Annotated in this window: 29 protein-coding genes and 1 pseudogene; 18 read left to right on the plus strand and 12 right to left on the minus strand. The window is 61.3% G+C overall.

The window, feature by feature from the left end:
• The first annotated feature begins 108 nt into the window (after positions 1-108).
• The 4 genes and pseudogenes from FFR93_RS30830 to FFR93_RS41635 all read left to right on the plus strand — a co-directional run.
• Positions 109-636: an RNA polymerase sigma factor gene (locus tag FFR93_RS30830; RefSeq protein WP_138395975.1), complete on the plus strand. Its 528-nt coding sequence runs from the start codon at positions 109-111 to the stop codon at positions 634-636.
• The gene (locus FFR93_RS30835; RefSeq protein WP_138395976.1) at positions 633-2,771 is read left to right on the plus strand and encodes a VWA domain-containing protein; all 2,139 of its coding nucleotides are present in this window, start codon (positions 633-635) and stop codon (positions 2,769-2,771) included. The genes FFR93_RS30830 and FFR93_RS30835 overlap by 4 nt, the downstream gene beginning before the upstream one ends.
• Positions 2,772-2,880: 109 nt before the next feature.
• Positions 2,881-3,645 carry an SDR family oxidoreductase gene (locus FFR93_RS30840; RefSeq protein ID WP_138395977.1) on the plus strand — a complete coding sequence of 255 codons (765 nt, stop codon included), beginning with the start codon at positions 2,881-2,883 and terminating at the stop codon, positions 3,643-3,645.
• A gap of 12 nt (positions 3,646-3,657) precedes the next feature.
• Positions 3,658-3,852: pseudogene (locus FFR93_RS41635) on the plus strand (hypothetical protein); the annotation flags it as partial.
• 76 nt (positions 3,853-3,928) lie between these two features.
• Here FFR93_RS41635 and mctP read toward each other — a convergent pair.
• The 6 genes from mctP to FFR93_RS30865 all read right to left on the minus strand — a co-directional run bounded on the left by mctP (position 3,929) and on the right by FFR93_RS30865 (position 8,441).
• Positions 3,929-5,404 carry a sodium:solute symporter family monocarboxylate transporter gene (mctP, locus tag FFR93_RS30845; protein ID WP_138395978.1) on the minus strand — a complete coding sequence of 492 codons (1,476 nt, stop codon included), beginning with the start codon at positions 5,402-5,404 and terminating at the stop codon, positions 3,929-3,931.
• Positions 5,394-5,591 (minus strand): DUF3311 domain-containing protein, encoded by a 198-nt coding sequence (locus tag FFR93_RS30850; RefSeq protein ID WP_064709297.1) that lies wholly within the window; start codon positions 5,589-5,591, stop codon positions 5,394-5,396. Before FFR93_RS30850 ends, mctP begins: the two co-directional genes overlap by 11 nt.
• Positions 5,592-5,603: 12 nt before the next feature.
• Positions 5,604-5,735, minus strand: coding sequence for a hypothetical protein (locus FFR93_RS41990; protein WP_281407918.1), 132 nt, complete (start codon positions 5,733-5,735; stop codon positions 5,604-5,606).
• Positions 5,736-5,836: 101 nt separating this feature from the next.
• Positions 5,837-6,508, minus strand: coding sequence for a response regulator transcription factor (locus FFR93_RS30855; RefSeq protein WP_138395979.1), 672 nt, complete (start codon positions 6,506-6,508; stop codon positions 5,837-5,839).
• A complete protein-coding gene (locus FFR93_RS30860) occupies positions 6,505-7,890 on the minus strand; it encodes a cache domain-containing protein (RefSeq protein ID WP_138395980.1) in 1,386 nt (461 codons plus the stop codon). The genes FFR93_RS30855 and FFR93_RS30860 overlap by 4 nt, the downstream gene beginning before the upstream one ends.
• Before the next feature lie 86 nt (positions 7,891-7,976).
• Positions 7,977-8,441 carry an Lrp/AsnC family transcriptional regulator gene (locus FFR93_RS30865; RefSeq protein WP_064709300.1) on the minus strand — a complete coding sequence of 155 codons (465 nt, stop codon included), beginning with the start codon at positions 8,439-8,441 and terminating at the stop codon, positions 7,977-7,979.
• Between the two features lie 163 nt (positions 8,442-8,604).
• Between FFR93_RS30865 and FFR93_RS30870 the strand changes: the two genes are divergently transcribed.
• The 7 genes from FFR93_RS30870 (at position 8,605) to FFR93_RS30900 (ending at position 13,517) form a co-directional block, all read left to right on the plus strand.
• Positions 8,605-9,384 (plus strand): ATP-binding cassette domain-containing protein, encoded by a 780-nt coding sequence (locus tag FFR93_RS30870; RefSeq protein WP_138395981.1) that lies wholly within the window; start codon positions 8,605-8,607, stop codon positions 9,382-9,384.
• Positions 9,385-9,432: 48 nt separating this feature from the next.
• On the plus strand, positions 9,433-10,206 hold the full coding sequence (locus FFR93_RS30875; RefSeq protein WP_138395982.1) for a transporter substrate-binding domain-containing protein: 774 nt from the start codon (positions 9,433-9,435) through the stop codon (positions 10,204-10,206).
• 12 nt (positions 10,207-10,218) lie between these two features.
• Positions 10,219-10,944, plus strand: coding sequence for an ABC transporter permease subunit (locus tag FFR93_RS30880; RefSeq protein WP_138395983.1), 726 nt, complete (start codon positions 10,219-10,221; stop codon positions 10,942-10,944).
• A gap of 13 nt (positions 10,945-10,957) precedes the next feature.
• Entirely contained in the window at positions 10,958-11,647 is a 690-nt protein-coding gene (locus FFR93_RS30885; RefSeq protein WP_138395984.1) for an ABC transporter permease, read from the plus strand.
• 76 nt (positions 11,648-11,723) lie between these two features.
• Positions 11,724-12,632: a homocysteine S-methyltransferase family protein gene (locus FFR93_RS30890; RefSeq protein WP_138395985.1), complete on the plus strand. Its 909-nt coding sequence runs from the start codon at positions 11,724-11,726 to the stop codon at positions 12,630-12,632.
• 199 nt (positions 12,633-12,831) lie between these two features.
• Entirely contained in the window at positions 12,832-13,098 is a 267-nt protein-coding gene (locus FFR93_RS30895) for a type II toxin-antitoxin system Phd/YefM family antitoxin (RefSeq protein ID WP_138395986.1), read from the plus strand.
• Positions 13,095-13,517: a type II toxin-antitoxin system VapC family toxin gene (locus FFR93_RS30900; RefSeq protein ID WP_138395987.1), complete on the plus strand. Its 423-nt coding sequence runs from the start codon at positions 13,095-13,097 to the stop codon at positions 13,515-13,517. The genes FFR93_RS30895 and FFR93_RS30900 overlap by 4 nt, the downstream gene beginning before the upstream one ends.
• 76 nt (positions 13,518-13,593) lie before the next feature.
• On the opposite strand, the gene FFR93_RS30905 is transcribed toward FFR93_RS30900, so the two are convergent.
• The 5 genes from FFR93_RS30905 to FFR93_RS30925 form a co-directional block, all read right to left on the minus strand.
• On the minus strand, positions 13,594-14,364 hold the full coding sequence (locus FFR93_RS30905; RefSeq protein WP_138395988.1) for an ABC transporter ATP-binding protein: 771 nt from the start codon (positions 14,362-14,364) through the stop codon (positions 13,594-13,596).
• 9 nt (positions 14,365-14,373) lie between these two features.
• Positions 14,374-15,357, minus strand: a complete 984-nt coding sequence (locus tag FFR93_RS30910) for an ABC transporter substrate-binding protein (RefSeq protein WP_064712939.1) — start codon at positions 15,355-15,357, stop codon at positions 14,374-14,376.
• Between the two features lie 39 nt (positions 15,358-15,396).
• On the minus strand, positions 15,397-16,248 hold the full coding sequence (locus FFR93_RS30915) for an ABC transporter permease (RefSeq protein ID WP_064709310.1): 852 nt from the start codon (positions 16,246-16,248) through the stop codon (positions 15,397-15,399).
• A gap of 10 nt (positions 16,249-16,258) precedes the next feature.
• Complete coding sequence (locus FFR93_RS30920; RefSeq protein ID WP_138395989.1) at positions 16,259-17,611, minus strand: LLM class flavin-dependent oxidoreductase; 1,353 nt, start codon at positions 17,609-17,611, stop codon at positions 16,259-16,261.
• Positions 17,612-17,947: 336 nt separating this feature from the next.
• Positions 17,948-18,733 carry an IclR family transcriptional regulator gene (locus tag FFR93_RS30925; protein WP_138395990.1) on the minus strand — a complete coding sequence of 262 codons (786 nt, stop codon included), beginning with the start codon at positions 18,731-18,733 and terminating at the stop codon, positions 17,948-17,950.
• Between the two features lie 362 nt (positions 18,734-19,095).
• Between FFR93_RS30925 and FFR93_RS30935 the strand changes: the two genes are divergently transcribed.
• Together FFR93_RS30935 and FFR93_RS30940 are read left to right on the plus strand one after the other, a co-directional pair.
• A complete protein-coding gene (locus FFR93_RS30935) occupies positions 19,096-19,353 on the plus strand; it encodes a type II toxin-antitoxin system prevent-host-death family antitoxin (RefSeq protein WP_138395992.1) in 258 nt (85 codons plus the stop codon).
• Positions 19,350-19,772 (plus strand): type II toxin-antitoxin system VapC family toxin, encoded by a 423-nt coding sequence (locus FFR93_RS30940; RefSeq protein WP_138395993.1) that lies wholly within the window; start codon positions 19,350-19,352, stop codon positions 19,770-19,772. Before FFR93_RS30935 ends, FFR93_RS30940 begins: the two co-directional genes overlap by 4 nt.
• Positions 19,773-19,862: 90 nt before the next feature.
• Here the strand turns inward: FFR93_RS30940 and FFR93_RS30945 are convergent, their stop codons facing one another.
• Positions 19,863-20,933, minus strand: coding sequence for a LacI family DNA-binding transcriptional regulator (locus FFR93_RS30945; protein ID WP_138395994.1), 1,071 nt, complete (start codon positions 20,931-20,933; stop codon positions 19,863-19,865).
• A 218-nt stretch (positions 20,934-21,151) separates the two neighbouring features.
• On the opposite strand from FFR93_RS30945, the gene FFR93_RS30950 reads away from it, so the two are divergent.
• The 5 genes from FFR93_RS30950 to FFR93_RS30970 all read left to right on the plus strand — a co-directional run bounded on the left by FFR93_RS30950 (position 21,152) and on the right by FFR93_RS30970 (position 26,360).
• Positions 21,152-22,105 carry a sugar phosphate isomerase/epimerase gene (locus FFR93_RS30950; protein WP_138396086.1) on the plus strand — a complete coding sequence of 318 codons (954 nt, stop codon included), beginning with the start codon at positions 21,152-21,154 and terminating at the stop codon, positions 22,103-22,105.
• A 57-nt stretch (positions 22,106-22,162) separates the two neighbouring features.
• Positions 22,163-23,395, plus strand: a complete 1,233-nt coding sequence (locus FFR93_RS30955; RefSeq protein WP_138395995.1) for an ABC transporter substrate-binding protein — start codon at positions 22,163-22,165, stop codon at positions 23,393-23,395.
• Positions 23,396-23,497: 102 nt separating this feature from the next.
• The gene (locus tag FFR93_RS30960; protein ID WP_138395996.1) at positions 23,498-24,385 is read left to right on the plus strand and encodes a sugar ABC transporter permease; all 888 of its coding nucleotides are present in this window, start codon (positions 23,498-23,500) and stop codon (positions 24,383-24,385) included.
• Complete coding sequence (locus FFR93_RS30965) at positions 24,385-25,269, plus strand: carbohydrate ABC transporter permease (RefSeq protein WP_138395997.1); 885 nt, start codon at positions 24,385-24,387, stop codon at positions 25,267-25,269. The genes FFR93_RS30960 and FFR93_RS30965 overlap by 1 nt, the downstream gene beginning before the upstream one ends.
• 8 nt (positions 25,270-25,277) lie before the next feature.
• Positions 25,278-26,360 carry an ATP-binding cassette domain-containing protein gene (locus FFR93_RS30970; RefSeq protein ID WP_138395998.1) on the plus strand — a complete coding sequence of 361 codons (1,083 nt, stop codon included), beginning with the start codon at positions 25,278-25,280 and terminating at the stop codon, positions 26,358-26,360.
• Positions 26,361-26,392 lie beyond the last annotated feature (32 nt).

Consider the following 26,392-nt stretch of genomic DNA (forward strand, 5'->3'; position numbering starts at 1 on the left):
AGTGCCGGTGTTCGAACGAAAATTTTGCTGTCGACCCAAGGAACGCCATCGGAAAAACGTCTCAATCCCGAATGGCATCTTGCTTGATAGCTTGGGGGTAGGTGCGCATTGGATGCGGAGCTCATAGAACGGGCGCAGCGTGGTGACCGGGAGGCCTTCGGGCAACTGGTCTCGCGCCATTATGATTTCGTCCATGCGACGGCGTGGCGATGGTCGGGCAGTTCCACCGATGCTGATGACATTGCCCAGGAGGTCTGTGTCAAGCTCGGCGCGGCGATACGCGGCTTTCGCGGCGCCAGCCGGTTCAGGACATGGCTTTATACGCTGACGCTCAACGCCGCCCGCGACCATAGACGCAAGCTGGCGCGGGAAGAGCAGACGTCCCGCGCGTATGCTGCCGAACCACGGCAGGATGCGCCTGCTGGAAATGATGATGACGAGATATCGAGCGAATTATGGGCGGCCGTGCGCGCCTTGCCGGAAAGGCAATGCGACGCCGTGCTGCTCGTTTACGGCGAGGGCCTCAGCCATTCGGCTGCCGCCGATGTCATGGGCTGCTCGGAGACGACCGTGTCCTGGCAGGTCCACGAGGCGCGCAAGAGGCTGAAGGCAATGCTCGGCAAGGAAGAGGTATGACCGTGGACAAGGAACTGGACAAACTCTCCCGCCCTACGCCACCGGCAGCCGATCCGGAGGCACGCTCACGCGCGCTCGCCGCCGCGATGCGGGCCTTCGACGACGCAGGAAATGATGCTGCCGCAGCCAAAGGAAATGTGAAGGTCTGGCGTCAAAGCTCCATCATCAACTGGATATGGAGCCCTGCCATGAACAAGAAATTCCTCGCCGGTTCAGCCCTTGCGACGCTGCTCGTCATTCCCGCCGCCGGTTATCTCACCTTCAAGCTGACCCGCAACCAATTGCCGATCGTCGGTCAGGAAGAGATTGCGGCCAGCCGTTCGAAAAATGACGCGCCGAACCAAACCGCCGAACTGGTGCCCCAGGCGGTTGGACCGGTTACAGCCGCGCCTCCAGTTCCACAGACAAGGCCAGAAATAAGCGAGCCTGTTGAGAAACCTGCCGCCGATAGCGCGCAGGTGTTGCAGGACAGCGAGCAGCGTGCCCCGGCGAGATCGGCTGAGTCGCCGTTATCCGATTTCAGCTCCGATGAGATATCGGCTCTCCTGAATAAATCGGACGGGTCCGCCAGACGGGCCAAACGCGCTGCACCGACCGCTCCCGGTATGGTGGCTCAAGGGCAGCTGTTGGCCGAACCGATGGCTGTCGCCCCCTCGCCTGTTCCGCCAGCAGATAGGCGTGCGCAGATTCAGCTCGATCCTGATCGCGAGCGGTTTGCCAATGCCGCGGCAAATCCGATCAAGAGCGTCGCGACCGATCCGGTTTCGACCTTCTCGGCCGATGTCGACAGCGCCTCCTATTCCTTCGTCCGCCGGTCGTTGACGGGCGGGGCGATGCCCGATCCCCAATCGGTTCGCGTCGAGGAGATGATCAACTATTTCCCCTACGATTGGCCGCGTCCCGACAATGCCGGTCAGCCCTTCAAGGCGACCGTAACGGTGATGCCGACGCCGTGGAACCACGACACGCAATTGATGCACGTGGCGATCAAGGGTTATGACATCGCGCCGGCGACCGCGCCGCATGCCAATCTGGTCTTCCTGATCGACGTCTCGGGCTCGATGGATGAGCCGGACAAGCTGCCGCTTCTGAAGAGCGCTTTCCGCCTCCTGGTCAACAGGCTGAAACCCGACGACACCGTCTCGATCGTCACCTATGCCGGTAATGCCGGCACGGTGCTTGAGCCGACTCGGGTGGCGGAGAAATCGAAGATCCTCGCGGCGATCGACAGGCTGGAGGCTGGAGGCTCGACCGGTGGCGCCGAAGGTATCGAGGCGGCCTACGACCTCGCCAAACAGGCCTTCGCCAGGGACGGCGTCAATCGGGTGATGCTGGCGACGGACGGCGATTTCAATGTCGGCCCTTCGAGCGACGAGGATCTGAAGCGTATCATCGAAGAAAAGCGCAAGGACGGCATCTTCCTGACCGTTTTGGGCTTCGGGCGGGGCAATCTCAACGATTCCCTGATGCAGACGCTTGCGCAGAACGGCAACGGCAGCGCCGCTTACATCAACACCCTGTCAGAAGCGCAAAAGACGCTGGTCGAAGAGGCGGGATCGACGCTGTTTCCGGTCGCCAAGGACGTCAAGTTCCAGGTGGAGTTCAATCCTCAGCGCATCGCCGAATACCGGCTGATCGGTTATGAAACCCGCGCCCTCAACCGCGAGGACTTCAACAATGACCGTGTCGACGCAGGCGATATCGGCTCCGGCCACAGCGTCACGGCAATCTACGAGATCACACCCAAGGGAAGCCCGGCGGTGATGAACGACGATCTGCGTTACGGCGCGGCAGGGAGGGCGCCGACCACGACGTCTGACAATTCGCACCAAGGCGAGATCGCCTTCGTCAAGATGCGCTACAAGCGGCCGGGCGAGGACAAGAGCGCTCTCATCACAACGCCGGTCGGCGATGGCAATGCAGTCGCCAGCGTCGATGCCGCGCCGCAGGATGTCCGCTTCTCGGTGGCGGTCGCCGCCTTCGGCCAGAAACTGAGCCGCCTCCCCGCCCTCGACACCTATTCCTATCAGGCGGTCGCCGACCTCGCCGCAGCATCGCGGGGAGCGGATCCCTTCGGCTACAGGTCGGACTTCCTTGGTCTCATCAGACTGGCTGACAGCCTCAGTCAACGATAAGAGAGGGCACGGCGAAAGCGGCCCCTGAATATGCGGCATCGGAAGTCAAGTAAGTTTCACCGCGAACACCAGTGTAAGCTGCTTGCCAGAGACTGGAGGAGTTATCTGCATGAAGAACCTGTTTGATCTTACCGGACGGCTTGCCCTGATCACCGGCTCGAGCCAGGGGATAGGCTACGCCCTCGCAGAAGGGCTAGCGCAGCACGGCGCCGAAGTCATCATCAACGGCCGGGCCCCCGAAACTGTCGGGCGCGCGATCGAAAGCCTCAAGGCTCAAGGTCTGTCCGCTCATGCGGCTATCTTCGACGTCACCAGCAGGGACGCCGCTAAAGAGGGCATAGACGCGATCGAAGCTGATATCGGGCCGCTCGACATTCTGATCAACAATGCCGGCATGCAGTTTCGTACCCCGCTCGAAGACTTCCCGGCGGACAAATGGGAACTGTTGCTGACCACCAATATTTCGAGCGTGTTTTATGTCGGGCAGGCCGCAGCCAAGGCGATGATCGCGCGCGGCCAGGGCAAGATCATCAACATCGCTTCCGTTCAAAGCGAGCTCGCCCGTCCCGGAATCGCGCCCTACACCGCGACCAAGGGCGCAGTGCGCAACCTGACGCGCGGCATGTGTGCCGATTGGGCCAAGCACGGCCTGCAGATCAACGCGATTGCGCCCGGCTATTTCAAGACGCCGCTTAACCAGGCGCTCGTCGACAATCCGGAATTCTCATCCTGGCTGGAAAAGCGCACACCGGCTGGGCGCTGGGGCAACGTCGAGGAACTGGTCGGCGCGGCCGTTTTCCTCTCGGGCTCCGGCTCGTCCTTTATCAACGGTCACACGCTTTATGTCGATGGCGGCATCACGACATGCCTTTGATATAGGCGCCACGACGCGCTGTTTCAGCTCTTGGGGAAGCTCAATATCGGCGGAGCGGTGACATCGAAGCCCATATCACTGCCGGCTGCTGCGGCACAGCCATGCTCAAGCCGTGGTCTCACCCCGCCCTCGATGATTGCAAAGGTGGGCAAGTCTTTCCAGTCAAATGGCAACGAGGCATTGGCTGGCGACCGGGAAGATTTCTGATCGGCTGCTCCTTTATCAGCTTCTGCCGAAGTACAAAGTGACGAAGGGCAGCGTCTGCTGCCCTTCGCATTTCCTGTCATGCTCGAGCTGTGGCCCGGGCCGGAAGCAGGGCGTTGACCACGACTGCAACCGCGATGTTTGCCGCCAGCGCCAGCAGGCCGGTATAGACGGTGAAGGGTTCGCCGCCGAGGCTGATCAGATGCAGCGGCTTCCAGCCGGCATCCCAGACCAGGAAAGTGCCGCCGCAGAAGCCGACGAACCAGCCGGCAAGCAGGCCGGGTGCTCGGAACCAGTTGGTATAGAGGCCGAAGACGAGCGCCGGGAGCGTCTGCAGGATCCAGATGCCGCCGAGCAGCTGCAGGTCGAGCGCGAACTGCGTCGGCAGAAAGATGATGACGAGAAGCGCGCCGACCTTGACGACGAGTGACGTCACCTTCGCGACCTTGGCCTCACCCGCATCGCTGACTCTGGGATCGACATAGGCTTTCCAGAAATTGCGGGTGAAGAGGTTGGCCGCGCCAATGCTCATCACCGCCGCCGGCACCAGCGCGCCAATCGCGATCGCCGCAAAGGCGAAGCCGGAGAACCAGCCCGAAAAGAGCGTCTTGAACAGGGTGGGAACGACGTCATTGGCGCTGTCGAGCTTCAGGTTGGCGGCGTGCCCCATATAGCCGAGCAGAGCCAGAAGGCCGAGCAGCAGCGTATAGGCCGGCAGCATGATAGCATTCTTGCGGATCGTCTTGCCGCTGTTCGAGGCAAAGATGCCCGTCAGCGTATGCGGATACATGAAGGCCGCCAGCGCCGAGCCGAGAGCGAGCGTGGCATAGGCGACGTATTGATTGCCGCCGAGCAGCAGATTGCCCGAACCCTTGGCCTGGAAAGCTGCGTCCGCCGAGGCGAAGACATTGGCGTAGCCGCCGAGCTTCGACGGGATCAGCGCGACGGCGGCGATCACCACGATATAGATCATGATGTCCTTGACGAAGGCGATCAAGGCGGGCGCGCGCAGGCCTGCCGAGTAGGTATAGAGCGCCAGCACGATGAAGGCGATCGCAAGCGGCAGTTCGCCATGCAGCCCGAGCGCCTTCAAGACCGCCGTCATGCCGACGAGCTGCAGGGCGATGTAGGGCATGGTGGCGATCACGCCAGTCGCCGCGACGGCGAGTTCAAGACCGCGCGATCCGTATTGGCCATGCACGACGTCGGCTGCCGTCACATAGCCGAAATCCTTCGCGCGTTTCCACAGGACCGGCATGACCATGAAGACGAAGGGATAGACGACGATCGTATAGGGCAGCGCGAAGAAGCCGTAGGCGCCGACCGTGTAGACCAGCGCGGGGACGGCGATCACGGTATAGGCGGTGTAGAAATCGCCGCCGACAAGGAACCAGGTGATCCAGGTGCCGAAGCTGCGTCCGCCGAGGCCCCATTCGTCGATATGGGCCAGCGTCTCGGGCTTGCGCCAGCGGCTGGCGACGAAACCCATGACGGTGACGAGGGCGAAAAAGAAGATGAAGACGGCAAGCGCCGTGCCGTTGATGTCAGTCGTCATGGCGAACGCTCCGATAGGCGATCCAGGTCAGCGTCGCGGTGATCGGCACCCAGAGAAGCTGATACCAGTAGAAGAAGGGAAAGCCGAAAAGCGTCGGCTCCCGGAGATTGTAGAATGGAGGCCATAGCAGCCCTATGTACGGGATGATCAGCAGCCAGAGCGCTGCCTTGCTTTGTGGTTTTTCCATGTCGGGTACCTTTCAGACGCCGCGGGCGGCGGTCGCCATGTTCCAGTTATCGGCGTGGAAGGCAGGTCTGTCAGCCGCAGGCCGCGGCGAGCCCGGTTCGGGTCGCTCGACCTTTCCAGCCGATCGAAAGCTGATGTAACGCATGTGAATTCCTCCCAACGACTGACACTCGGCCAGCCGCGGAGGGAGTCCTATGGCGTCGGTTTTGTCATCACAAGATGGGCGCGGGGCGGAAATGCCGGTGCCTACCCAGAAGTGGGTAGGCGCGGGTTTCCGCTGACTTTCGAGACGATACCGTGATCGAGCGCATAACGGATGAGGCCGGCCGTGGTGGCGATGCCGAGCTTCTTCTTGAGGTTCTTGCGGTGCGTTTCCGCCGTCGCGGAGGTTATTCCAAGCGCTTCGGCGATCGCCCTGTTGCTCCTGCCGGCAACGATCAGCTCGAGGATGTCACGCTCACGTGGCGTCAGGGGGTCACTCCCCTCCTCCGCGCGTTCGCCCATCAGCGCGTCGAACACGCCCGAGGAGAAATAGGTGCCCCCGGCCGCCACTGTGTCGATGGCCGAGACGATCTCGTCGGTAGAAACATCTTTGAGGACGTAACCGGCAGCGCCATGCATGACCGAGGAGGAGATATATTCGCGGCTGTCATGCATGGAGAGCATCACGACACGCGCTTGAGGAAGCTCGTTCCTGAACAGTTCGATCGCATCGATGCCGCTGAGTTTCGGCATGTTGATGTCCATCAGTACCACCTGCGGCTGGACCTGCCGGGCGATGTCGAGGCCCGTTTGGGCGAGCCCGGCGGTGCCGGCGACTTCGATATGGTCGAATGTTTCGAGCACCGCCTTCAATCCGTCCAGCACCAGCGGATGATTGTCGATCAGGAGAACCCTGATTTTCGGCCGTTCGCTCATGCGGCTTCCGCCTGGTTGCCGGCGGGCAGATTGGCCGACCTCGGCATCATTGCCGTCAGCGTCGTGCCGGATTCGCTGCTGTTGATGAGCAGCAGGCCCCGGAAGTGGGCCATGCGTTCCTGCATGTTGCGCAGTCCGAGACCTGTCTCGCCTGATGCGCCGCCCTTGCTGCCATCGAAGCCGGTGCCGTTGTCAGAAATCGTCAAGCGGGCGCGGCCGCCATCGCTCCACAGCTTGACCGAGAGCTTTGAGGCGCCCGAATGCCGCTCGACATTGTTGAAGGCTTCCTGTGCGACGCGATAGAGGGCGGTGTTGGCTTCGGCTTTCAGCGTGCCGGTAAAGCCTGAAGCGTCGATCGTTGTCTCGATCCCCGTCCGCTCGGCGAAATGATGACAGAGCGCCTCCAGCGCGGCCGTCAGGCCGAGATCGTCGAGCACGCGCGGGCGCAGGTCGTGCGACAGCCGCCGGATTTCCTTGATGGCGCCGTTCAGCGCCTCGACGCCACGGTCGATGGTCAGCGCTGCATCCGCGACATTGGTCCTGACCTTGCGGCCGGCGAGATCCATCGCATAGCGCACCCCGAGAAGATTCTGGGAAATGCCGTCATGCAGCTCGCGTGCAAGCCGCGAGCGCTCTTCCTCCTGGGTGTCGATGACCCGCTGCGTCAGCTCCTTCAGCCGGCTGTCGGCCATGCGGCGTTCGTGGAAAGTCAAAAGCATGCAGGTCGTGAAGACGACGAGCACCGAGGGCACTGCAATCAGCGCGACGATCACGAAGGTTCGTCTGATGTTGGCGCGCATCACGGTGTTGGCGGCCGCGCTCTGAGCAAAGACGTCGTCGAGATAGACGCCCGTGCCTACCACCCAGTGCCATTTGTCGAGGCTGACGACGAAGGAGAGCTTGTCGGCGATCTGTCCCGTGGAAGGTTTCTGCCATTTGTATTGATGCAGGCCGCCGCCCGCCTTTGCCGTGGCTATCAGCTCGGCAATCACCTTGTCGCCGTCAGGATCGGTAAGATCCAGCCAATTTTGCCCGTGCCGGAAGCTCTGGCGCGGATGGACGATATTGTTGCCGTCATAATCGTAGACGAAGAAATAGCCATCCCTGCCATAGTCGAGTGAGGTGAGGATCGCGGCCACCTGCTGCTTGGCGGCTTCGTCGTCGGGACCGGCCCTGTCATAGATCGCTTGGATGGCGGACAAGGCAAGATTGGTCAGGTTGAGGATCTCGGTTTCCTTGGCCTTCAGCATGTTCTGCTCGAACGTGTCGATGCTGTTCTTGGCGAGATTTGCCGATTGCCAGGTGATGAAGGTGGTGATCGCGAGGATCGAAATCACGAGCGGGACGATCGCCAATGCGATGATCTGGTGTCGTAAGGTCAAAGATCGTTCCTCCCGAAATTGCCCTCCGGGATTATGCCCTTTGTCCGACATGAGTCCAGCAGCTTGCCGGCTAAACAAGGTGATGGCTATTCCAGGGGCACGAACAGGCCGAGCTTGACGTCTCGCAGCACCACATTGGTGTGCATGCGGCGGATCTGCGGATTCTCAGCCATGATCAGGGCGGCGATGTCGTCATAATGCTCGACGTCGCGGGCGGTCACGATCGCGATCAGATCGACCGCGCCTGTGACGTAATAGACCTGCTGGATATGATCCTGTTTTTCCGCCCAGACGCGGAACTTCGCCAAGGCGTCGTAATTATCCCGCTCGATCTCCATTCCGACGATGAACACCATCGAGGTCCCCGTCGCCTTTCGGTCGACGATGGCGACCTCCGCCTTGATGACGCCCTCCTCCCGCAGGCGCTTCAACCGCCGCTGCACGGCCGAGACCGACAACCCCACCCGTTCGGCGATCGTTTCGGCCTTCAGCTGGCAGTCGCGCTGAACGATATCGAGAATGTCACGATCAAAACGATCCAGCTGTTCCATTGTACCAGTCCATTCCGGCGTTTCGCGGCTCATGCGTTTCGCCTGATTTGCCGCGTGAGAAAGATTATTTTGCACATTAAATGCAGAAGAGGCAGAAATTGCGCGAAAAAACCGCGCAACTTTATCATTATTCTTCGCAAATTCAGCTCAGCCGGACCCATGCATGTCGGATCACCCTATACCTGCTCTTCGCGTCGAAGATCTTCATAAAAGCTTCGGCTCCCAACAGGTTCTCAAGGGGATTTCGGTCGAGGCCCACAAGTCTGACGTCATCTCCATTATCGGCTCATCCGGTTCTGGCAAGAGCACCTTCCTCAGATGCATCAATTTTCTGGAAACGCCGGATCGTGGCCGCATCATCGTGAGCGGCGAGGAGGTCGCCCTGAAGACCGGCCGCGGCGAACGGCTGCAACCGCGCAGCTGGCGGCAGATCGAGCGGCTGCGAACCGGCCTCGGCATGGTCTTTCAGAGCTTCAATCTCTGGGCTCATCGCACTGTCCTGGAAAATGTCATCGAGGCGCCGGTGCATGTCATGGGCATTTCCAGGCGCGAGGCCATCGAAAAGGCGGAAGCTCTGCTCCACAAAGTCGGGCTCTTCGACAAGCGCGACGTCTATCCCGCCTTCCTCTCCGGAGGCCAGCAGCAGCGCGCGGCGATCGCAAGAGCGCTCTGCGTCGATCCCGCTGTCATGCTGTTCGATGAGCCGACATCGGCACTCGATCCCGAACTGGTTGGCGAGGTGCTGAAAGTCATCCGCGATCTGGCGGAAGAGGGCCGGACCATGCTGATCGTCACGCATGAAATGCGTTTCGCCCGCGATGTATCGAGCCGCGTCCTCTTCCTGCACCAGGGACGGGTCGAGGAGGAAGGCCCGCCCGAGCAAGTCTTCGGGGCGCCTGTCAGCGCCCGCTGCCGGGAATTCACTCGTCTCAGCTCCCACTGAACCCGCATCGAGCCATCACCCACAACACGAACCAGGAGAACCCTGCGAATGAAACTGCTCCCCACGCTTTTCGCCGGCGTCGCATTAGCGCTTTCCGCCGTCGCGGCACAGGCCGACGTCCGCTTCGGCGTCATGAATGAATCTTATCCGCCCTTCTTTGCCAAGGACGCTTCGGGCCAGTGGCAGGGATGGGAAATCGATCTGATGAATGCCGTCTGCGAAGAGATGAAGGAGAAGTGCTCGATCGTCGAGATCTCCTGGGACGGCCTCATTCCGGCTCTTGAGAGTAAGAAGTTCGACGTGATCTGGTCGTCGATGTCGAACACTGCCGAACGTTCGAAGGTGATCGACTTCACCGACAAATATTACAACACGCCGAGCACCCTGATCGGCCCCAAGGACCTGAAGCCGGGCGCCACGGCAGAGGACGTGAAGGGCAAGACCATCGGCATCCAGGTGTCGACCATCCAGTCGGAATATTACAAGAAGTATTTTGCCGCCGTCGCCGAGGAAAAGACCTACCAGACGCTCGACGAGGCTTTTCAGGACCTTTCTTCCGGCCGCATCGACTATGTCTTTGGCGATTCGCTGGCGCTTGACGCCTTCCTGAAAAGCGATGCCGGAAAGGATTGCTGCGCCAACATGGGAGATGTCACCGACGACAAGGAGATCCTCGGAGCCGGCGTTTCAGGCGGCCTGCGCAAGGAAGATACCGAATTGAAAGCCAAGCTGAACAAGGCAATCGCGGCAGTGCGCGCCAACGGTCAGTACGACGCGATTACCAAGAAATACTTCGACTTCGATATTTACGGCGCGAAGTAAGCCGTCCTGATAATGGCGACCGCGCAGCAAGGAATTCTGGACCTCCTGTCCCCCTCTCCTCCGGGATGGGGCGGCGTTCTCTTGGCAGGTGCGGTCTCCACGGTCGCCATCTCGGCCTGCGCCTTCGCCGTCGGTCTGCTGCTCGGCACGGGCGGCGCGCTTGGAAAGCTTTCCGGCAACCCTGTGCTCCGCCTGCTGCTCGACCTCTATACGACAGTCATTCGCGCCGTTCCCGAGCTGATCCTGATCGTCGGGCTCTATTATGCCGGCACCGATGGCGTCAACCGGCTGCTGGCTGCGCTGGACCTGCCGCCGGTCGAGGTGAACGGCTTCGTCGCGGGCGTCGCCGTCCTGGGTTTCGTGCAGGGCGCCTATATGACCGAGGTGCTGCGCGGCGCGATCCTTGCCATTCCCCTCGGCCAGATCGAGGCCGCCAAGGCTTTCGGCATGGGCCCGGTGCTCCGCTTCCGTCGCGTCCTCTTGCCGGCGCTGTTGCCGAACGCGCTGCCGGGCCTTGCCAACCTGTGGATGTCGGTGACCAAGGACAGCGCGCTCGTCGCGGTCGTCGGCTACCAGGAACTGGCGCTCGCCACCCGGCTCGCCGGGGCGAGCACCAAGCACTACTTCGTCTTTTTCCTCGCTTCGGCTCTTCTCTACCTCGCCATCACCCTTGTTTCCAACGTCGCCTTCAAGCTGATCGAAAGTCGGGTGCGGCGGGGGCAGCCGCGCCCTGCCTGAAGAGACCGCACTCATGAATTTTACCTGGATCTCTTCCTATTGGGCGCTTCTCCTGACGGGTGCCTGGCAGACAGTGTCGCTGCTGGTGATCTCCGTCACGTTCGGCTTCGTCATCGCCATAGGCCTTGCTTTCGCGCAGGTCAGCGGAGGCAGGATTACCAAGCTCCTTGCCCGCGGCTACTGCACTTTCTTCCGCGGCACGCCGCTGCTGATCCAGCTTTGGCTCCTCTATTATGGGGTCGGCTCGCTGCTGCCCATGATCCCCGGCATCCGCCAGAGCCTGTTGTGGCCGGTTCTGCGCGAGGGCTTTTTCTTCGCTTCCGTTAGCTTCACGCTGAATTACGCGGCCTATGAGGCCGAGGTGCTGCGCGGTGCCCTGCTTGCCGTTCCCAAGGGCGAGCTCGAGGCCGGTCGGGCCTTCGGGCTCTCGCCGTGGAAACTCACCCGCCGCATCTGGCTGCCACGCGCCATTCGCATCGCCCTTCCGACCATTGCCGGGGAGATCGTCATGCAGCTCAAGGCCACCCCGCTTGCCTTCACGGTGACGGTGATGGATCTCTACGCCGTTGCCAACAAGGTTCGCCAGGACACGCTGCTCGTCTACGAACCGCTCATCGTCGTCACCCTCTTCTATCTTGCTCTGACCGCAGTGATCGCCCGCGTCTTTCGAGGTCTCGAAGCGCAGGTGCCGGTTCGCCGCTAGGCCAAGAAAAGCTCGCCACTTTGTATTGAAAGCCCGCCGCCGCCAATGGCGCGACAGCCTGAATGGAGACTACCTCATGAGCACAACGCGAATTCTCGATGGCGGCATGAGCCGCGAGCTTCTGCGGCTGGGCGCCGAACTGAAGCAGCCCGAATGGTCGGCGCTGGCGCTGATGAATTCGCCGGAGATCGTGCGCGAAGTGCACCAGGAATTCATCGCCGCCGGCTCCGAGATCATCACGACGAACAGCTATGCGCTCGTGCCCTTCCATATCGGCGAACACCGCTTTCGGCAGGAGGGGCCAGCGCTCATCCGTCTTGCCGGTCGCCTGGCGCGCGAGGCCGCCGAGGGCGTCACCGGCCGGAAGGTGCAGGTCGCCGGTTCGCTGCCGCCGATCTTCGGCTCGTATGAGCCGCAGAATTTTCAGCCCGCCCAGGTGCAGGATTATCTGGAGGTGCTGGTCGAAAACCTCGCTCCCTTCGTCGACCTATGGCTCGGTGAGACTTTGAGCCTGATCGCCGAAGGCGAAGCCGTTCGCAAGGCGGTGGCGGCATCGGGCAAGCCGTTCTGGATTTCGTTCACGCTGGCGGATGACGAGGCTGCGCTCAGGGGCGGCGCGCCGAAACTCCGCTCCGGCGAAAGCGTCGAGGACGCGGCGTCCTGGGCGGTTTCGTCGGGTGCGGCGGCTTTCCTGTTCAATTGCAGCAAGCCCGAGGTCATGCGGGGCGCGGTTGACACGGCGGCACGGGTGTTCCGGGAGAGAAATGCTCAGATCGAAATCGGCGTCTACGCCAACGCCTTCGAAGGGGAAACTGGCGAGCAGGCCGCCAATGAAGGCCTGCATGGCACCCGCGACGATCTGGATGACGATGCCTATTCGCGCTTCGCCTGCTCCTGGGCCGAAGCTGGCGCGACGATCATCGGCGGCTGCTGCGGCATCGGCGCCGCCCATATTCATCGCCTGAGGAAGACGCTTTCCCGCTGAAGTGACATCTGGCCGCGGGTAACGGCCCCCGTTGCCGCCGCTCAGCCCTTGATTGTCTCGAGCATATTCATGTGATCATGGCGCAAGTCGCTCATTCCGCCTTCGCCGACGGCCGTCTGCCATTTCTTTCGCGAAGCTTGCCGTTCACCCATTCACCGCTTATATAGTCACAGTAGTCATTCTGGTCAGGAGGTGGGCCATGCAGTCATCACGGCAAGGCGAGGAAAGCTGGACCGTCGCCAGCGCAAAGGCGAAGCTTTCCGAAGTGATCGAACGCGCGCAATCCGCGCCGCAGACTATTACACGCAACGGCAAGCCGAGCGTGGTCGTCGTCTCTGCGGAGGAATGGCAACGGAAGATCGCCCGCAAGGGGACGCTGGCCGAATTTCTGATGGAGTCACCGCTGCGTGGAGCCGATCTGGATCTCGAGCGTCAACGCGACGAACCGCGCGATAGCGGACTGTGAGACTTCTGCTGGACACCAACGTCCTGTCTGAGGTCACGAAGCCGAACCCCGATGTGCGCGTCCTGGGGTGGCTGGGTGGGCTCGACGAGGATCGCTCCTTCATCAGCGTCGTGTCGGTCGCGGAAATCCGGCGCGGTGTCACCCTGATGGACAATGGACGAAAACGTGACGTGCTGGCCGATTGGCTTGCCCGCGATCTGCCGCAGCGTTTCGAGCAGCGCATCATCCCAGTGGACGAAGCGGTGGCCTTGGCTTGGGGAGATCTGATGGGCCACGCAAAGCGGAACGGCCGCGGCCTTTCGTCGATGGACGGCCTGATCGCCGCGACCGCGATTGCTCACGATCTCACCCTTGCGACGCGCAACACCAGGGATTTCGAAGGTTTTGGGATCGAGCTCGTCGATCCATGGGTCGGGTGAAACGCTGCTGATCCGCGAGATTGATACCCGTCAGCGGGTAGAGGCGGACGGCACAGGCCTCCCGCCTCCGCAGCCGTCAATGCAGCCCAAACAGGTGCAGCAGTTCCTCGCGGTGCCGGACGAATTCCGGAGCGCTGCGATCGCGGGGACGCGGCAGATCGATTTCGATCAGGCGCGGCTCGCTTCCTTTTTCCCGGGGCAGGATCAGGATCCGGTCGGCGAGATAAATCGCCTCCTCGAGATCGTGCGTGACGAGAATGGTCGTCACATCCTCGTCGCGCCAGATCCGGGCAAGCTCCTGCTGCATGCCGATCTTGGTCATCGCGTCGAGCGCACCGAGCGGTTCGTCGAGCAGCAGGATTTCGGGCTGGACGGCGAGCGCGCGAGCGATGCCGACGCGCTGCGCCATGCCGCCGGAGAGTTGCCGGGGATAGGCCGCTTCGAATTGCTGCAGACCGACGAGCTTGACATATCGGCGGGCTCGGTCCCTCGCCTGCTCGTGAGAGAGACCTCTTGTTTTCAGTCCGAAGGCGACATTGTCGAGCACGGTAAGCCAGGGAAGAAGGCGCGGCTCCTGGAAGATGACGGCGCGCTCGGCGCCGACGCCTCGCATCACCTTACCGTCGACGAGCACTTCTCCGGTGTCGGACTCTTCCAGCCCCGCGAGAACCCTGAGCAGGGTCGTCTTGCCCGATCCGCTGGCGCCGACGATGGCGAGGCTTTCGCCGGAGCGGACGTGGAGATTGATATCTTTGAGAACCTGCAGCGGTGTGCCGTTCAGCCTGTAGGATTTGGAGAGGTGACGGATGGTCACCTCTCCGCGGCGAATGTCCTCAGCGACGCTCATCGCGGCTCCTCAATTGCTTGCCGGCTTGGCGTCGGCGGTAAAGAGAATATCCTTGGCCGCGAGCTGGCCTTGCTTCAGCTTGCCCTCGCGAACCAGGACGTCGATCCAGAACTGGATGTCGCGCTCGACCGGGAGACCGCCGGCGCGCACGCCGTAGCCGCGGAAATATTGCGCGATATCCGGGTTTTCGCCGCGCTCGGCGAGCGCTTTGGCCAGGATCTTCTTGGTGTCCTCAGGATGCTCACGGGCATAGTCGAGCGCGCGTGCCGACTGCTCGACAAAGATTTTCGAGGCTTCCGGGTGTTGCTTGATGAAATCGCGGCGCAGGACCACGAAGCCGCCGGCGATGTCGCCGAGCACGTCAGTATCATCGAAAACCGGGCGCAGCCCCCCGTTCTTCAGCGCCGCACCCTCGAAGGTCGTCTGCCAATAGCCAAAGGCGGCGATATCGACCTGCTTCGAGCGCAGCACCTGCTCGAGCTGCGGTCCGGGAACGACGACCTGGTTGGCGGAGTCGCTCGGCAGGCCGACTGAATGCAGGGCCTCGCGGATTGTATAGTCGAGATGCGCACCGAGTGTATTGACCGCGATGCTCTTGCCGGCAATGTCCTTGATTGTTTTGATCGGGCTGTCTTCCAGTACGAAGAAGGTCGACTGAACCTCGTCATTGATGCCGTTCGAGGGATAGGCGGCGACGAAATCATTGCCGCCGATGATCGAATTGAGGACGGCGGAGGTGGCGGCGCTGCCGATCTCGACATCGCCCGACGCCAGGGCGATGAGGGAGGCCGGGCCGCCATGGGCATAGCCGACATTCTCCAGGGTGATGCCCGTGTCGTCGAAATATCCAAGCTCGGCGGCGAGCTCGTGGGCGGCAAGGCCCCCTTGGCTTGCGAGATAGCGCAGCTTCACCGCGTCGGTGGCTGCGGCCGGCGCGGCGAGACCGAGAGCGATTACGGCCGGCAGGAGAAGATTGCGGAGATGGTATGTCATGGGGTGTCCTTTCGGATAAGGAAAATCGATGGAAGCGGGTCAGGTGCTCGGCTGAGACCAGCGGCAGAGACGGCGCTGCAGGAGAACGAGCAGCGCATTGGCGGCAAGCCCCAGAAAGGCGAGCAGCAGGATCGCCGCAAACATCAGCGGGATCTGGAAATTGTACTGGGCGTTCATCACCTGGAAGCCGATGCCCTTGTTGGCGCCGATCATCTCGGCAGCGATCAGCAGCAGAAGCGCAGTCGTCGCCGAAAGACGCAAGCCGACGAAAATCGCCGGGACGGAGGCCGGCAAAATGACACGGCGGAAGACGGTGAGCGGCCCGGCGCCATAGGTGCGCGCCATCTCGATGAGCTTCTTGTCCACTTCCTTGACGCCGCCGATCGTGGAGAGCAGCACCGGAAACAGCGTCGCCCAGAAGATGACGAATATCTTGGAGGTTTCACCGAGCCCGAGCAGCAGGATGAAGACTGGATAGAGCGCCAGCGCCGAGGTCTGGCGGAAGAGCTGCAGGATCGGGTCGAGCGCCTGTTCAACCAAGCGAAACTGGCCCATGAACAGGCCGAGCGGAATACCGACAGTGACGGCAAAGGCGAAAGCGGTTCCGGATCGCTGCAAGCTGATGGCGATGTCATCGAGCAAGGCGCCATTGGCAAGATTGGTCCACAGCGCCGACAGGATCACATTCAAGGGTGGGAAGACGGCGGGATTGACCCAGCCTCGGGTGCTCGACACTTGCCACAGCACGAGGAAGCTGATGAGCAGACCGTAGCGCGGCAGAAACGCTGCAAGCACTCCGCGCACATGGGAGGCGAGAGGGGAACTATTGCTTTTGCTGCTCTTCAGCCGGCCGAAGCTTCTCGGAAGAGCTTGATTGATTTCGTAGGCCATGGATTTCTCCTCACTCCGCTGCCTCAAGGACGGCGCGTCCGGCAGTCCAGCGGTTTGTCGGGAAAGGCAGGCCGAGGTTTTCCCGGAGCGTCTTGCCTTCATAGGCCGTGCGGAACAGTCCGCGGCGCTGGAGTTCCGGAATAACGAGATCGACAAAGTCGTCGAGCGCCGTCGGCAGCCAGGGCGGCAAAATGTTGAAGCCGTCGGCCGCTTCGTTTTCGAACCATGTCTGCAGCGTATCGGCGATCTGCTCGGCCGTGCCGACGATCGTGTAGTGACCGCGAGCCGATGCGATCCACTGATAGAGTTGGCGGATGGTGAAGTTGTTTTCGTCTGCGATCTGGCGGATGAGGGCCTGGCGGCTCTTCATGCCTTCCGTCGGCGGTGCCGGGGGAAGAGGCCCGTCGAGATCGTAACCGTGCAGGTCGAGCGTACCGCCGGTCAGGCCGTTGAGGAGGCCGATCCCGTCTTCTTCAAGGATGAGCGAGGTCAGGCGATCATACTTCTCGCGTGCCTCGGCCTCGGTCCGGCCGACGAAGGCAGATACGCCGGGCATGACCAGGATATGATCGGGGTTGCGGCCGAGGCTGCGGGCGCGCGCCTTGATATCCCGATAGAACTCCTGGGCGGTTTCGATATGCTGGTGGGCGGTGAAGATGACCTCAGCCGTCGCGGCGGCGAGCCCGCGGCCGGCTTCCGACTGCCCGGCCTGCACGATGACCGGATGTCCCTGCGGCGAGCGCGAGACGTTGAGCGGCCCGCGCACGCTGAAATGCTCGCCGCGGTGGTCGGTGTCGTGCAGCTTCGCCGGATCGAAGAAGACGCCGGTCTCCTTATCGCGGATAAACGCGTCATCCTCGAAGCTCTCCCAGAGTTTGCGGACGACGTCGACATGCTCAGCGGCGCGGCGATATCGCTCGGCATGCGGCAGCTGCGTTTCACGGTTGAAGTTCTGCGCCGTGAGGTCGCCCGTTGTGGTGACGACGTTCCAGCCGGCACGGCCTCCCGAAATCAGATCCAGCGAGGCGAACTTGCGGGCGGTCGTATAGGGCTCCTCATAGGTGGTCGAGGAGGTCGCTATAAAGCCGAGATGGGTGGTGAGAGGCGCAAGAGCGGAGAACAAGGTGACGGGCTCGAAGCCGGCCACGCGGGCGTTACCGCCTTCACGCGCTCCGCCGAAACCGACCGCCAATCCATCGGCCAGGAAGTAGGCATCGAACAGACCGCGTTCCGCCGACAGCGCGAGCTGCTTGTGAAACTCAAAACTGGTCGCGCCGTCAACCGGCTGGTCGGGATGCCGCCACGATGCAACATGCTGTCCACCGCCGGGAAGAAATGCCCCAAGTCTGATTTTCCGCGTCATTTGCGTCCTCTCCGTTCGCCGGCAACAGCCCGTCTTGCCAAGAGCAAGGCAGAAATATCTGTCGCTGAGGACATCAGAATACGTACTCTATAAATTTAATAGAGAAACTTCATTCCGTAGTTTCGGGAGAAGGGTGAATAGATTTGCGGGATTGGACTGAATCCCGAAATCAACATCGGAGCGCACAACAGCACATGGCTCGTCCTGCGGCGGCTCTTCGACTTGCACGCGGCACAGAACCAGCGCGAGAGTGCTATTATTTAACGAAGCACGCAGCGCGGTGCGGCTTCCCGCAGGAGTCAGGCCCGCGATTAATGCGTGTTCGCGTCCGGGGTGTCAGCCTCGTTTCGGCCGGGCCGGGGCATGCTCCAAGCCGGCGGCGGCCTTCTTGAGGCAACCGAGGTAGCGTTCGCGGTTCGCGATGCCGTCGTCGCGCGGCGTGACCAGGCAGAGCGTTGCGGCCGCATGACCCTCCTCGCCCCGCACCGGCACTGCAAAACAGTGGGTAAAGCTGTCGACGATGCTGTTGAACGTGAAGACACCTTCGCGTTCGGCCTGGCGGACCTCGACGATGAAGCTTTGCGGATCGAGCCATTCGCCGTTCGGCAAACGAAAATCCTGCGATGGAATGAAGTTTAGGATTTCCTGATCCGACAGATGGGCGACCAGCAAGCGTCCGGAGGCCGTCCACGGGATTGGCACCGACTGGCCGATATCCGTCGAAATGCGGAATGGCCGCGCGCCTTCGCGCATGCGCACGACCGTATATTTGTTTCCGTCCAGCATGCAGAACTGCGCCGTCTCCCGCGTTTCGTCGGCGAGCTGTTCCAGCGCGGCCTCGCATTCGCGGGTGAAATCGAAATGGTTTTCATAGGCGGCGCCGAGGAAATAGAGCTTACGGCCGAGGTAGACGCGCCCCTCGCCGCCCGTGAATTCCAGAATGCCATTGCTCAGCAGCAGGTTGACGAGCTCGTAGACGGATGAGCGCGGCGCGCCGATCTGCGCGGCGATTTCATTCGGCTTCAAAGCCTGCCGTTTCTGGCGCAGGAAATCGAGGATTTCGAAGGCGCGGTCGAGCCCTCGGGCACGCTTGCCGATTGCTTCGTCCTGAATTGCGTCCATTGCTGTCGATCCCAATTTCTGTTCGGCCAAGCTTTTCAAACCCTCTGGTGCAATCTGTCAACCGATCCTGTAATTCCCAGCAAACGAAAATCCTTTCACCCCGCTGCGAGGCTGAAAAATTGGCATAGGATTACCTCGTCTGCTATATAGATCAGATGTACAATATATTGGACAAAAACGTATGGCAAGCGTCACCGGATAGATGAAGCAGCACACCTCCTACCCTCCCCCTCCCCTGAGATAACGATGCGAAGCTGTGCGTCCGGGCGGGAGATTTCCAACCCCTCCACTCCGGCGGCCCAGTGCTTGTTCTCACCGCTGACGGTGAATATATGTAGGTAAATACCTACATGGAGTGTGCCATGACAATTACGACACTTTCCAGCCGTGAGCTCAACCACGATGTCAGCAATGCGAAAAAAAAAGCCGCTAGAAAAGGGCCGGTCATTATCACTGACCGGGGCAAGCCTTCCCATGTACTTCTGACATATGAGGAATTTGAGCGTCTTTCCGGCAGGCGCCAGAGCCTCGTCGACGGGCTTTCCATGACAGGCCTGTCGGAAATCGATTTCATGCCGCCGCGCGTCGAGATCAAAATCCGCGGAGTTGATCTGTTTTGAGCTATCTGCTGGATACGTACGTCATTTTCGAACTGCGCAAAATTGGTGATGGTAAGGCTGATCCTGAAGTCGTAGCTTGGATCAACACGGCAAATGCTTTGGACTTCTATCTCTCCGCAATCACCATTCTCGAATTGGAACGGGGCGTGCTTGCTGTCCAGCGACGAGATGCAGCGCAAGGTTCACGCCTGCGTAAATGGCTTGATGACCACGTACGTCCGCAGTTCGCCGGCCGGATACTGCCGATCGATGAAGCCATCGCAACGCGCTGCGCGCATCTGCATATTCCTGACCGGCGCAACGAGGCAGATGCGTTGATTGCCGCGACCGCACTTGTTCACAATCTCACCGTGGTCACGCGAAACGTGAGAGATTTCGACGGCACCGGGGTCGTTATTGTCGATCCCTGGCAGGGCTAGGCACCGCGGGCGCCTGACTGGATGCAAGTTGCAGCATTCATTGACGGCGTCCGTTTTTTTTTCGGGACGTGCGGCTTCGCTCCGTCCCCGTCAGCTTTTCGGAGTGCCAATGCTCTCCCGCAGAATAAGCTCGCTCGGAATGACGGTGCGGACCTCCGCCATCTTTTGCCGCTGATCAATGGCGTCGAGCAGCAGATCCACCGCCGCGCGCCCCATCTCTTCCACCGGCTGCTTGATCGTCGAGAGCGGCGGAGAGCAGAACTCGCAGACGGGAGAGCCGTCGAAGGAGACGATGGAGAGGTCACCCGGTACGGCGAGGCCTGCACGCTGAATGCGGCTCATGAAGGAGATCGCCATGTCGTCGCTCGTCGCGATGACGGCCGTCGGCCGAGCATCGAGCTTCATGAAATCGTCGACCGCGCGAATGCCGGTCTCGAAACCGTGCTGATATTCGAGGTCTCCGCCGGATATGGACACGGCCTCCTCGGAAAGTCCCCCTGCCCAAAGCGCCTCGAGGACGCCGGCATAGCGCTCGACATCATGATAGTTGCCCCTCGGGCCGGCGATATAGAGGAATCGCCGGTGGCCTAGGCGGATCAGTTCCGTCGTTGCGTCTCTGATCGCTTCCCGATCGTTGGTCACGACGCTCGGCACCCCGGCATCGCTCATGTCGAACAGCATCGAGACGATGGGCAGCCCTGCGCCGGCTGGAGAGCGCCCGTCGACCTCGGGAAGTTTCGACGAGAAGATGATGGCGCCCCGCACCGTTCCACCAAAGGCAAGATTGAGGATGTGCCGTTCGGAGGCTTCCTCACGATCGAGATTGGCGATCATCAAATTGTATCCCTCCTGGATCAGGGATTTGTTGATGCTCTGGAGAACCTGCGGGATGATCTGCGATGCGCCGTAGTAAGGCGATCCGGGCAAGATGATCATGATCGTATTTGACTTGCCGACCCTGAGACCGCGCGCCATCGCATTCGGAGTGTAGCCGAGCTGCTTGGCGGCCGCATTGATCTTTGCGCGGGTCTTCTCGTTGACCCGACCGGGATTGGCAAGCGCCCGGCTGACGGTCGAGATCGCAACGCCGGCAAGCCGCGCGACGTCGGCCATCAAGGCACCCGACTGCTCATCTCCCATCACATCCTTGTTTTTATTCACCTTTATGTCTTTCTCCCGGATGTTTCGATTTGCAACTCTAAGGCAAGCGACGATTTATAGCAAACGTTTGCCAAAAATCGCTTGCTTAAAAAACCAGCTTGATTATCATCTAAGCATGGCAAACGATTGCCATTTCTTAATGTGTTGAAACCCATGGCTTTTTGAATGTGGGGCTCTCGTTCCGCACGCGGGTAGGTCATGCCTCGAGAAATGGACAGATTATGGCTGGCAACAGGCTGCGTTTCGGCGTCGATCTCGTGACATTCTTTCATCCCGGCTTCTGGGGCGTCGGCAGCCACGATGCGATCGTCGACCATGCGCGGGCTCAGCCGCGCGTCTTCTGGGACAAGATCCTCGACAGCGTCCAGGCTTCCGGCGTGACAGGCGTCGAACTTACCTTTTCTCCCTTCAACTGGCAGGACGCTATCAAGACCTATGGTTCCATCGATGCCTTCGCCGGCGAACTGGCAAGGCGCGGCCTGACGCTCTGCAGCGGCTTCTTCGCGGAACTGGAGGCGGCCGGTGACTTTGCCGATCCCGAGGCGCAGCGCGCATTGATCGACAAGGCGGAACGCTATGCCGATTTCCTGAAATCCTGCGGCAGCGACATCATGGTGATCGGTGCGCCGCTTCGCCAGACGCTCGGCGCTCAGCCGGTGCAGTTCCATGATTTCGACCGTGCCAAGACGATCGCAGATTTCTTGAACCGGCTCGGCGGGACCCTTTATGCCAAGGGCGTGCGGCTTGCGCTGCACACCGAGGCGCATTCGATGTTTGCCGCCGCGCGCGATGTCGACCTGCTGATGCTTTTGACCGATCCGGCCTATGTTCACATGTGCCCCGACACGGCTCATATCATCGTTGCCGGTTCCGACCCCGTCCAGCTCGTCGACCGTCATCACGAGCGCATGATCATCGCCCATTGGAAGGATGCGGTCGGCCCGATGCCTGCCGACACGCCGATCGACAAGCACATCCACGAACGCCACCAGCCCTATTTCTGCGGCTTCGGCCTCGGACGGGTCGACTGGCCGGCCTGGATCCGACTGCTACGCGACCGGGCCTACGAAGGCTGGGCGATCCTCGAACTCGATGCCGCGCCGGATCCCGTCCGCGACATCGCCAACGGGCTCACGCTCGTGCGGCAGGCGCTCCTGCCGATCTATCGCTGACATTATTCTGAGAACGACAAACGCCCCGGCAAGAGGGCATTTTCAAGAGGTGGAACAATGAAGACAATGATGAAGCTTTTTCTTGCCGGCGTGGCTTTCGCCGGTTCCTTCGTCCCGGCGCATGCCGAGGACAAACCGACGATCGAGATCATGTCGTCCTGGACGTCGGGCGGCGAAGCCGCGGCCCTCAACGTCATCAAGACGGAATTCGAAAAACGCGGCGGCGTCTGGAAGGACTCCTCGATCGCCGGTTTCGGCGCGGCCGATGCGGCTTTTCAGAACCGTATCGTTGCTGGTGACGCGCCCGGCGCCAAACAGGGCGTCATCGGTCTTGCCGCCGCCGATTTCGTCAGCCAGGGCCTGTTCAATCCCATCGACGACGTGGCCGCTGCGGGCAAGTGGACGGATGCCCTGCCGAAATCGATCCATGATCTAATTTCCTATGACGGCAAGGTCTATCTCGCTCCAACAGGTGCTCATGGCGAAAGCTGGGTCTTCTATTCCAAGGAAGCCTTCAGCAAGGCGGGTATTGCTCAGGAACCGAAGAGCTGGGACGAGTTTTTCACCGATCTCGACAAGCTCAAGGCCGCCGGCATCATCCCGATTGCCTGGGGCGGCCAGCCCTGGCAGCAGACCAAGGTCTTCAACATGATTCTGCTCTCCCAGGTCGGGACCGACGGCTTCCTGAAGATCTATGCCGACAAGGACAATAGCGACGCCTCCGTCGAGGGCGTGAAGAAGACGCTCGAAATCCTCGGCAAGCTGCGCGGCTATGTCGATGCAGGTGCGGCCGGCCGCAACTGGAACGACGCAACCGCCATGCTGATTACCGACAAGGCCGGCGTGCAGTTCATGGGCGATTGGGCCAAGGGCGAATTCACAGCCGCCGGCCAGGAGCCGGGCAAGGATTATGGCTGCATGTTCGCACCTGAATCCAAAGGCATGGTCTACATCGCCGACGCCCTGTGGTTCCCTAAGACCGGCAATGCCGCGACCGACAAGGCGCAGAAGCTTCTCGCCGAGGTCGTCATGGACCCGAACGTCCAGCTCGAATTCGCCCTCAAGAAGGGCTCGGTTCCGATGCGCTCGGATGTCGACAAGTCGAAACTCGATGCCTGCGCCCAGAAGGGCCTCGAGATGATGAGCACCGGCGCCATCGTGCCGGATCAGGCGATCGTGCTCACGCCCCAGCAGGTCGGCGCGCTCGATGATTTCGTCGACGAATACTGGAGCGGCGGCTCGAACGACGCCGGCTCCGCTGCCGAAAACTTCTTCGCCATCTTCGAGTAGGATCGTACCCGTGGCGTCGGCTCGATCCCGACCGCCACGGCTGCCGGCCGCCGCATGCTAGGCGGCGGGTGTTCCGCTTTCCATCCGTCAAAGAGCTGGCCGATGTCCGTCAAACGCAAGCGTAATCTTTCCGCGACCATCGCTCTCTTGCCGACATGGTTTGCCGCGGTCGTGGTCTTCGTCGGCACCATGGCCTGGTCGATCCGGCTGTCCTTCACCAATTCCACACTCTTTCCGTCCTCGACCTACGTCGGCCTTGCACAGTATTCGAAGCTCTTCGCCTCCGCCAAATGGCTCGCCTCGCTGCAAAACGTCTTGGTCTTCGGCGTCCTTTATGTGGCCGGCTGTCTGGTGCTCGGCTTCCTGCTGGCCGCAGCACTGGACCGCAAGATCCGCTTCGAAAGCGCCTTCAGGACGATCTTCCTCTATCCCTATGCCATGTCCTTCGTGGTGACGGGGCTGATCTGGCAATGGATGCTCAATCCCACACTCGGCATACAGGCAAGCGTGCGTTCGCTCGGCTGGGAAGGCTTCGTGCTCGACTGGGTGGTCAATCGCGATATGGCGATCTACGCGCTGGTGCTCGCCGGCGTCTGGCAGGGCGCGGGGCTCGTCATGGTGATCGCGCTTGCCGGCATACGCGGCATCGAAGCCGAGCAATGGAAGGCGGCGCGTATCGACGGCATTCCCGTCTGGCGCATCTATGTCTCCATCATTCTGCCCCAGCTCGGGCCGGCGCTCGCCGCTGCCGGCATGCTGCTCGCCATGGGCGTGATCAAGACCTACGACATCGTCGTCGCCATGACCAATGGTGGCCCGGGCAATGCGACCGAAGTGCCGGCGAAATTCATCATGGACAATCTGTTCGGGCGCCAGAACCTCGGCCTTGCCACAGCAGGCGCAACAGTGCTCGTCCTCGGCGTCATCATCGCAGTTGCACCATTCCGTTACGCGATGCACATGCGCAACCAGGCAAAGGGAGCGGCGTGATGAACCAGCCTCATCCGAATGGCCCGAAGCCCGCACGGATCACGGCGGGACGCATAGGCCTTTATGCCTTCCTGGTCGGCGCTGCGCTTTTCTTCCTTCTGCCGCTCTATACGATGGTCGTCACTTCGCTGAAGAGTATGGACGAAATCCGGCTCGGGCAGATCTTTGCCCTGCCTGCCACGCTCGATTTCTCCGCCTGGGTGACCGCCTGGTCGGGTGCCTGCATGGGCACTGTCTGCGTCGGCATTCGCAGCGGCTTCTGGAATTCGGTGGCGATCACCATTCCCTCCGTCGCGCTCTCGGTCTTCATCGGCGCCGTCAACGGCTATGCGCTGTCGCTCTGGCGGCCGCGTGGGGCAAATGCGCTCTTCGGCCTTCTCATGACCGGTGGTCTGATCCCCTATCAGATTTTCCTCTATCCGATGGTCCGCGCCATGGCGAATATCGGTCTCTACAATTCACTCGCCGGCATCATTCTCGTCCATGTCATCTTCGGACTGCCGTTGGTGACGCTGCTCTTCCGCAACTATTTCGTCAGCGTGCCGGAGGAGCTCTGCAAGGCCGCGCGCGTCGACGGCGCCGGCTTCTGGCGCATCTTCTTCGAGATCATGCTGCCGATCGCCCTGCCGATGGTCGTCGTCGTCTCCATGTTGCAGTTCACCGGCATCTGGAACGACTTTCTCCTCGGCCTCGTCTTCGCCGGCCGAGACAATCTGCCGATGACCGTACAGCTCAACAACATCGTCAACACCACGATGGGCGAGCGCACCTACAACGTGAACATGGCGGCGACGATCCTGACCGCCATCGTCCCGCTCGCCATCTATTTCCTGTCCGGCCGCTGGTTCGTGCGCGGCATCGCCGCCGGCGCAGTCAAGGGGTAACTCATTCCATGCAGTCCGCCGTTTCCGTCAAGGACCTGAAGATCGCCTATGGCGACCATACGGTGATCGAGAAGATGTCGATCGATATCGCGTCGCGCGAATTCCTGGTGCTGCTCGGCCCTTCCGGCTGCGGCAAGTCCACGCTTCTGAACGCCATCGCCGGGTTGCAGGACATTACTGCAGGCGAAATTTGGATCTCTGGCAAGAATGTCACCTGGGAGGAGCCGAAGGACCGCGGCATCGGCATGGTCTTCCAGTCATACGCGCTCTACCCGCGCATGTCGGTCCGCAAGAACCTCTCGTTCGGACTTCGCGTCGCCGGCCTGCCGAAGGCGGAAATCGAGGCGCGCGTTGCCCGCACGGCCGCGCTTCTCCATCTCGACACATTGCTCGACCGGCGTCCTGCCGAGCTGTCCGGCGGCCAGCGCCAGCGCGTCGCCATCGGCCGGGCACTGGTGCGCGAAGTGGATGTGTTCCTCTTCGACGAGCCGCTCTCGAATCTCGACGCCAAGCTGCGCAACGAATTGCGCGTCGAGATCAAGAAGCTGCATCAGAGCCTCGGCAATACCATGATTTACGTGACCCACGATCAGGTCGAGGCCCTGACGCTCGCCGATCGCATTGCCATCATGCGCGACGGCGTAATCCAGCAGCTCGCTTCGCCGGCCGAGATCTACCGCCGTCCGGCCAATCTCTTCGTCGCCGGCTTCATCGGTGCTCCGGCGATGAATTTCGTCGAGGGCCGGATCGAGCGCGGCGGCGGAGCACCCGTCTTCAGAAGCAACGCATTGGCTATCGATCTCTCTGACTATGCCTTCCGGACGGCTGCGGTGGAAGGACCTGTTACGTTAGGCTTTCGCCCTGAGCACCTTGTGCTCAACGGGGCGGCAAGCGGGCTTCCCACCATTCCTGGCTGCGTTTCGGTCGTCGAGCCGATGGGTTCGGATGCCGTCGTCTGGTTCGACTGGGCGGAGCAAAGTCTCTCGCTTCGTTTCATGGGCGACGTCTCCTTCAAGCCCGGCGATGCCATGGCTCCAGGCCTCGATATCACCAAGGCGTCGCTCTTCGCTGCCGATGGATCGCGGCTTTGACGCGCCACCCCTTTGCTTTCCCGCAATTTCGG

Origin of the sequence: Rhizobium sp. MHM7A, from assembly GCF_005862215.1 — a bacterium.
Taxonomy (GTDB): Bacteria; Pseudomonadota; Alphaproteobacteria; order Rhizobiales; family Rhizobiaceae; genus Rhizobium; species Rhizobium bangladeshense.